This window comes from Corynebacterium sp. HMSC064E08, from assembly GCF_001811805.1.
In the GTDB taxonomy this organism is placed as follows: Bacteria; Actinomycetota; Actinomycetes; order Mycobacteriales; family Mycobacteriaceae; genus Corynebacterium; species Corynebacterium jeikeium_D.
The window spans coordinates 358500-364698 of sequence record NZ_KV806693.1 but is presented as its reverse complement, the minus strand read 5'-3'; the positions used below and the strand labels follow the sequence as shown (position 1 = coordinate 364698).

General features: G+C 57.4%; 6 protein-coding genes. 5 read left to right on the top strand and 1 reads right to left on the bottom strand.

Going from position 1 to position 6199, the window contains the following annotated elements; genetic code table 11:
- Positions 1–64: 64 nt before the first annotated feature.
- A complete protein-coding gene (locus HMPREF2820_RS03150; protein ID WP_070602726.1) occupies positions 65–1069 on the bottom strand; it encodes a tyrosine-protein phosphatase in 1005 nt (334 codons plus the stop codon).
- A 369-nt stretch (positions 1070–1438) separates the two neighbouring features.
- Between HMPREF2820_RS03150 and HMPREF2820_RS03145 the strand changes: the two genes are divergently transcribed.
- The 5 genes from HMPREF2820_RS03145 to HMPREF2820_RS03125 are packed head-to-tail and all read left to right on the top strand — an operon-like array spanning position 1439 to position 6165.
- Positions 1439–2446 carry a siderophore ABC transporter substrate-binding protein gene (locus HMPREF2820_RS03145; RefSeq protein ID WP_070602724.1) on the top strand — a complete coding sequence of 336 codons (1008 nt, stop codon included), beginning with the start codon at positions 1439–1441 and terminating at the stop codon, positions 2444–2446.
- A gap of 39 nt (positions 2447–2485) precedes the next feature.
- The gene (locus HMPREF2820_RS03140; RefSeq protein WP_070602722.1) at positions 2486–3433 is read left to right on the top strand and encodes an ABC transporter permease; all 948 of its coding nucleotides are present in this window, start codon (positions 2486–2488) and stop codon (positions 3431–3433) included.
- Complete coding sequence (locus HMPREF2820_RS03135; RefSeq protein WP_070602720.1) at positions 3426–4469, top strand: iron chelate uptake ABC transporter family permease subunit; 1044 nt, start codon at positions 3426–3428, stop codon at positions 4467–4469. The genes HMPREF2820_RS03140 and HMPREF2820_RS03135 overlap by 8 nt, the downstream gene beginning before the upstream one ends.
- Complete coding sequence (locus HMPREF2820_RS03130; RefSeq protein WP_070602719.1) at positions 4466–5224, top strand: iron ABC transporter ATP-binding protein; 759 nt, start codon at positions 4466–4468, stop codon at positions 5222–5224. The genes HMPREF2820_RS03135 and HMPREF2820_RS03130 overlap by 4 nt, the downstream gene beginning before the upstream one ends.
- 44 nt (positions 5225–5268) lie before the next feature.
- The gene (locus HMPREF2820_RS03125) at positions 5269–6165 is read left to right on the top strand and encodes an RNase H family protein (protein WP_070602717.1); all 897 of its coding nucleotides are present in this window, start codon (positions 5269–5271) and stop codon (positions 6163–6165) included.
- The last annotated feature ends 34 nt before the right edge of the window (positions 6166–6199 follow it).

The window sequence follows — 6199 nt, the reverse complement described above, 5'->3', positions numbered from 1 at the left end:
CCACTTTTTGTTTTACCCACAAGTAAACAACATTCAACGAAGGTTGTTGTGGTAAGGCGTGGCGCTATACCAGATACTTCTGGCGCAATTGGTTGATGTCAGCGTCGGAAAGCCCGATGCCTTGTCGGACGAAGTTGTCGAAAGTACCGTAGTTCTCTTCGATAGCGTCCCACGACATCTTGAGCCACTTTTTGTCTACCGCGTCTTCACGATTGAGGTAAGCGTTGCTGGCAAGGAAGTCCTGCTCGATTGCTTCGTAACTAACTCCCAAGATGGCCAAGAGGAACGCGACACCGAGGCCGGTTCGGTCTTTGCCAGCACTGCAGTGGAAAACGACGGCGCCGTCTTCATATGCGAGTGCTTGGAGAAGATCCTTCCAAGCGGTTCGCGGTGCTTCTCCGGTAATCATCAATTCATAGCCGAGCAGTTGGCCGAAATACTTCACTTCATCATCGAAAACCTCTGCATCACGCGCTTTGATGCTGTCTCCCGCTGCTTCGTAGAACTCGGGCGCGTGGCCGTAAAGCTGCTCGCCAGTAGTTGCGACAGGACTCTTCACGAAGCCTAAGCCATTGCGAACATCGATGATGTCCGCTACCTGGTAAGTCACGCCGTCGGGCAAGACGTCTGGGGCTTCGCTGCGCTCTTTAATGTTTCGCAAATCGACGACGCGTGTCACGCCTGCCTGCGTCATGTGGGCAAGATCTTCGGCGCTTGGCTCCCGTAAGGCGTTTGACCTGTATGCGAGGCCTTGGCGGATGTGGCGACCGTCCTCGGTCGTGATTAGGTTGGCGCTACTGCCCGCTACATCGCGGAAGTTGCTGAGTGAGGATAGTGAGCCGGACTCGATATGGGTTGGAGATCCGGTTGGTGCCGTGGCGGTAGTAGTCTGACCGGCGTCCTGTGTTTCGGTCGCGCTAATCCCTGGTGTGACTGCATTAAACAACGCGGTGTCAGGGCTAGCCAACGCGGGCGATGGGGCAATAGTGCCGAGTGGTAGCAGAAGGGCCGCGGTTAGGGCAGAGACTTTAGCGCGATGATTCGCGCGGCTTAGGTTAGTTGGATTCACGGGTATTGAGGTTAGTGTGCTTCAGGTTTTCGGCAACTTATAAGAAAAGCTCTTTCCTGCATAGTCTTGCCCGCGCACCCGCATAGCCATGCCCGCGCAATAGGCCCCTCTGGAACGCGGTAAGAACGTAACGGGGGTACCTGGCTGCACTACTCGGAAAAGGTCCGCTACCAGTGCAAATTAGCCAACACTAAGACAAGTTCGAAACATGCCCTAAATATTGCGCAATTTCATAACGTATTTACTTGTTAAATAGGGAACCCTAAGCTAATGTCTCACAGGTAATGATTACCTAAGTAAGTGATTGGGTAACGGCGTCTTAGTGGCGTTTGTTTAACCATCGTACTGTGACCGAAGGGATGCCTTTAAGTGGCGCGTTCTAACTCCGGCCGTATTCGCAATATTGTAGTTGCATCTGTTGCGAGCCTTGGACTTGTTCTTGGTGCATGTTCTACTGATGCCGGTAACGAGGATAAGTCTGCAGCTGCAGGCAACGAGTCTACTATTACCGTTACTGATAATCATGGTGAGCAGACCGTTCCTGCCGAGATTGACTCTGTTGTGGCCACGGATAACCGTTCCTTCGAGATGCTCGATCAGTGGGGTATTAAGCTGGCGGCAGCTCCGAAGCAGCTGATTCCGTTCACGATTCCTGACTACAAGGACAACCCTGACATTCAGGACATCGGCAATCACCGCGAGCCGAATCTCGAAATTGTTGCTGCTGCTGACCCGGACCTGATTGTGAACGGTCAGCGTTTCGGTCAGTACTACGATGACCTGAAGAAGCTTGCCCCGAACTCCGCGATTGTGGAGTTTGAGCCGCGCGAGGGCAAGCCGCTGGACGAGGAGCTCAAGCGGCACGCTAAGGGCCTGGGCACCATCTTCGGTAAGGAGAAGGAGGCCGATCAGCTCATCGCTGACTTTGACAAGGCTCTGGAGCGTGCTCGCAAGGCTTACAACCCGGACGTGAAGGTCATGGCACTTAACTCGTCGGGCGGCACCCTCGGTTACATTGCTCCGACTGTTGGTCGTACCTTCGGCCCGCTGTTCGACCTGATTGGCATGAAGCCGGCGCTGGAGGTCGACAAGGCCAGCGATGACCACCAGGGTGATGAGATTTCCGCCGAGTCCATCGCTGAGGCGAACCCGGACTTCATCATGGTGCTTGACCGCGATGCCGGCACCTCTGTCCGCGGTACCGATGAGTACCGTTCGGCACAGTCTGTGGTCGAGGAGGCTGCTCCGCTGAAGAACGTGAAGGCAGTCAAGGAGGGCAAGATCTACTACGCCCCAGAGGACACCTACACCAACGAGTCCATTATCACGTACACGGAGATTCTGAACGGGCTTGCCGACGCCTTCGAGCAGGCCTAATAGTTCCCTGACCAGTCACAGGAGTACCTCACCAACTCTATGCAGAAGTTACTGGATTCCCGGCTAGCCATCGGGATTGCCTTTGTGGCAGTCCTGGTGGCTATGTCGCTGTTTGTAGGCCAATACGACATCCTGGGCGCCGACGACGGCTGGGAGATGTTCGCCACTACGCGTATTCCGCGCACCATTGCACTGGTGCTCTCGGGTGCCGCGATGGCGATGTGTGGCTTGGTCATGCAGCTACTTACGCGCAACAAGTTTGTCGAACCCACCACCACGGGAACCACGGAGTGGGCTGGTCTCGGCCTGATTTTCGTGATGTATTTCTTTCCTTCGGCCTCGATGCTTGGCCGGATGGGCGGGGCAATCATCTTCGCTTTCATCGGCACGGCAGTGTTCTTCCTGTTCTTGCGCCGTGTCGCTTTGAAGTCAAGTCTGGTTGTGCCCATCGTGGGCATCATGTTGGGTGCGGTAGTCAGTTCGATTTCGACTTTCTTTGCGTTGCAGACGGACATGCTGCAGTCGCTAGGCGTGTGGTTCGCAGGCTCTTTTACTGCCATTTATAAAGGGCAATACGAATTCCTGTGGCTGGTCGTCATTGTGGTTGCGATTGTCTTCGTATTCAGCGATCGGTTAACGGTTGCGGGGCTTGGTGAGGACATTGCCACCAACGTCGGTCTGAACTACAAGCGAATCGTGTTCCTGGGCACCGGCCTGATTGCCATTGCAACGGGCCTGGTTACGGTAGTGGTGGGCAATCTGCCCTTCCTGGGCCTCGTTGTCCCCAACATTGTCTCCATGTTCCGTGGCGATGATCTGCGCTCCAATCTGCCCTGGGTATGCCTGGTGGGCATTGCCATTGTGACGGTCGCGGACTTGATTGGCCGCGTCATTATCGCCCCGTTCGAGATCCCGGTATCGGTAATTCTCGGCATCCTGGGTGCTGCCATTTTCGTCTATCTGATTGTGGAGCGGCGTCGTGCTTAATCTCAGTTCAACTACAGCTAGAACCAACCAAGTTGGCCCGCAAACGACGTCGTTTAGTACGGGTGCCGCGGCGCGCAGGTACTGGATTATCATTGCTGTGCTGGCGGGTCTGGCAGTGTTGTTTACGGCGGGCCTGCTCGCGTGGGACAACCCGTTGCCGTTCGGGACGGATGGTTTTTGGCTGATTGCGCGTCGGCGCCTTGATGCCGTCATTGCCATGATTGTGGTTGCCTGCTGCCATGCCGTCGCGACAGTGGCGTTCCAGTCGATTGCGAATAACCGAATTATTACGCCGTCGATTATGGGGTTTGAAGCGCTGTACGTGGCTATCAGTACCGCTGCGGTGTACTTCTTCGGGGCGACGGGTCTGATGAATGCCGGCTCGGTTGGGGCGTTTGTGCTGCAGCTCGTGCTGATGGTGGGGCTGTCGCTGGTGCTGTATGCGTGGCTGCTGACCGGGCAGGGCGCGGATATGCACAGCATGCTGCTGGTGGGCATTGTCATCGGTGGCGGACTGGCTTCGCTGTCGACGTTTATGCAGCGCATGCTGACGCCTTCGGATTTTGACCTGCTGACGGCGCGGCTGTTCGGCTCTGTCAACAACGCGGACCCGGAGTTTTTCCCGGTGGCGATCCCGCTGGTGATTGCGGCAATCGTGGTGATTGCGCTGCATTCGCGGGCCCTCAATGTCATGTCGTTGGGGCGTGAAGTCGCGACGAATCTGGGCGTGAATTACCAGGTTCGGTCCATCACCGTGCTGGTTGCGGTGTCCGTGCTGATGGCGGTATCGACGGCTATGGTCGGCCCGATGACATTCCTCGGCTTCCTGGTCGCGACCATTGCGTACCAGGCTGCGGATACCTATGACCACCGCTTTGTACTGCCGATGGCGGCGCTGATCGGCTACGTCACGCTGGCCAGTGCGTATTTCATCCTCAATCACGTTTTCTATGCCCAGGGCGTGGTGTCCATCATCATCGAGCTGGTTGGCGGTTCGATCTTCCTCTACGTCGTTTTGAAGAAGGGACGGCTATGATTCTCCTCGACAGTGTAAGCAAGAGCTATACCAGCGAGGTGTCAATTGGCCCCGTTGACCTGGAAATTCCAAACAACGCGATCACGGCTCTGATTGGTCCGAACGGTGCGGGCAAGTCCACGCTCTTGACTATGATTGGCCGTCTCCTGTCCGTCGACTCCGGCGACATCAACGTCGGCCCGTACAACGTGGGCAAGACCAAGTCGAAGGATCTGGCGAAGGTGCTGTCGATTCTGCGCCAGGACAACCACTTCGTCACCCGCCTCACCGTGCGCCAGCTGGTCAGTTTCGGCCGCTTCCCGTACAGCCAGGGGCGCCTGACCGCTGAGGACGAGCGCATCATCTCCCAGTACATCGAGTTCCTCAATCTTGAGGCGCTCCAGGGCCGCTACCTCGACGAGCTCTCTGGCGGTCAGCGTCAGCGCGCGTATGTCGCAATGGTGCTCTGTCAGGAGACGGATTACGTTCTTCTCGACGAGCCGTTGAACAACCTGGATATTTCTCATTCGGTCGACATCATGTCGTACCTGCGCACTGCAGTGCGCGAGTTGGGGCGCACCATGGTGGTGGTGTTGCATGACATCAATTTCGCGGCTCGCTACGCCGATTACATCTGTGCGGTCAAAGACGGCCAGATTGTTGAGCACGGCCCAACGGCAGAGCTGATGCGTTCGGAGGTTCTGAGCCCAATCTTCAATACCCAGATTGACATCGTCGAGGGCCCGCACGGCCCGGTCGCCTGCTACGGCTCTTAAGGCAATTCCTGGCCGGCCCCACGCAGCCGATACAATCTAGCCTCATGACTATTACTGCTGCCGTTGACGGTTCCGCCCTGCACAACCCCGGACCTGCCGGGTGGTGCTGGTATATCGACGACAGCTGCTGGGCCGCCGGCGGATGGAAAGAGGGAACTAATAACCGCGGGGAGCTCACCGCTCTTGCCGAGCTGCTCCGCGCCACCGCGCACATCCCCGACGAGCCGCTTTTCGTACTGTGTGATTCGCAGTATGTGATTAACTCCGTCACTAAGTGGATGCCGGGATGGAAGCGCAAGGGCTGGAAGAAGCGCGACGGTAAACCTGTCCTCAACGTCGACATTTTGCAGGACATCGACCAGCTGCTCGTTGGCCGCAATATTCACCTCGAGTGGGTTAAGGGACACTCGGGCCACGACATGAACGAGGCCGCTGATCAGCGCGCCCGCGCCGCCGCCACTGCGTATCAGAAGGGCACCGCCGTTCCCGAGGGGCCAGGGTTCGCTGGGGCGGGTAGTCGCGCGCAGACGAATGCGGCGCCGACAAAAACCGCGCCCGCCGCGCCTAGTTCCGAGCCCAAGACGCCCAAGGCCGCAACCTTCGAGCAAGAAGGCCTCTTTGACCTCGCCGTCGACACCACAGTGACGCCCGAGGACGCCGCCAAGGAAGCGCTCACCATTTTCCGTCGCGCCGCACATCGCGCTGAGCAGGGTAATGCCCGCGCACTCAAGGCATTGCTTAACGACGCCCTGGGCGCCAACCTCGCCGTGCCAGACGGTCTTTCGGATGCCGAGCATGAGCTCCGCGTCGAGGGCACCACCGCCACCGCGCAGTTCACCACCGACGACTGGGTTGGCCTGGCTGTCTGGGATTTGTCCCAGGCAGTGGGGAAGGCCACAGGCTCTGCACGTTTGCTGGGCTGGAATGTGGGCAGGTATTAGCAGTAGTATGAAAGTTTGGTCTTTTAGGTAGACC

Bases quoted from the DNA above. Each gene is read 5' to 3' on its own strand.
- HMPREF2820_RS03140 (WP_070602722.1), top strand. From the start codon at position 2,486: ATGCAGAAGTTACTGGATTCCCGGCTAGCCATCGGGATTGCCTTTGTG.
- HMPREF2820_RS03125 (WP_070602717.1), top strand. From the start codon at position 5,269: ATGACTATTACTGCTGCCGTTGACGGTTCCGCCCTGCACAACCCCGGA.
- HMPREF2820_RS03130 (WP_070602719.1), top strand. From the start codon at position 4,466: ATGATTCTCCTCGACAGTGTAAGCAAGAGCTATACCAGCGAGGTGTCA.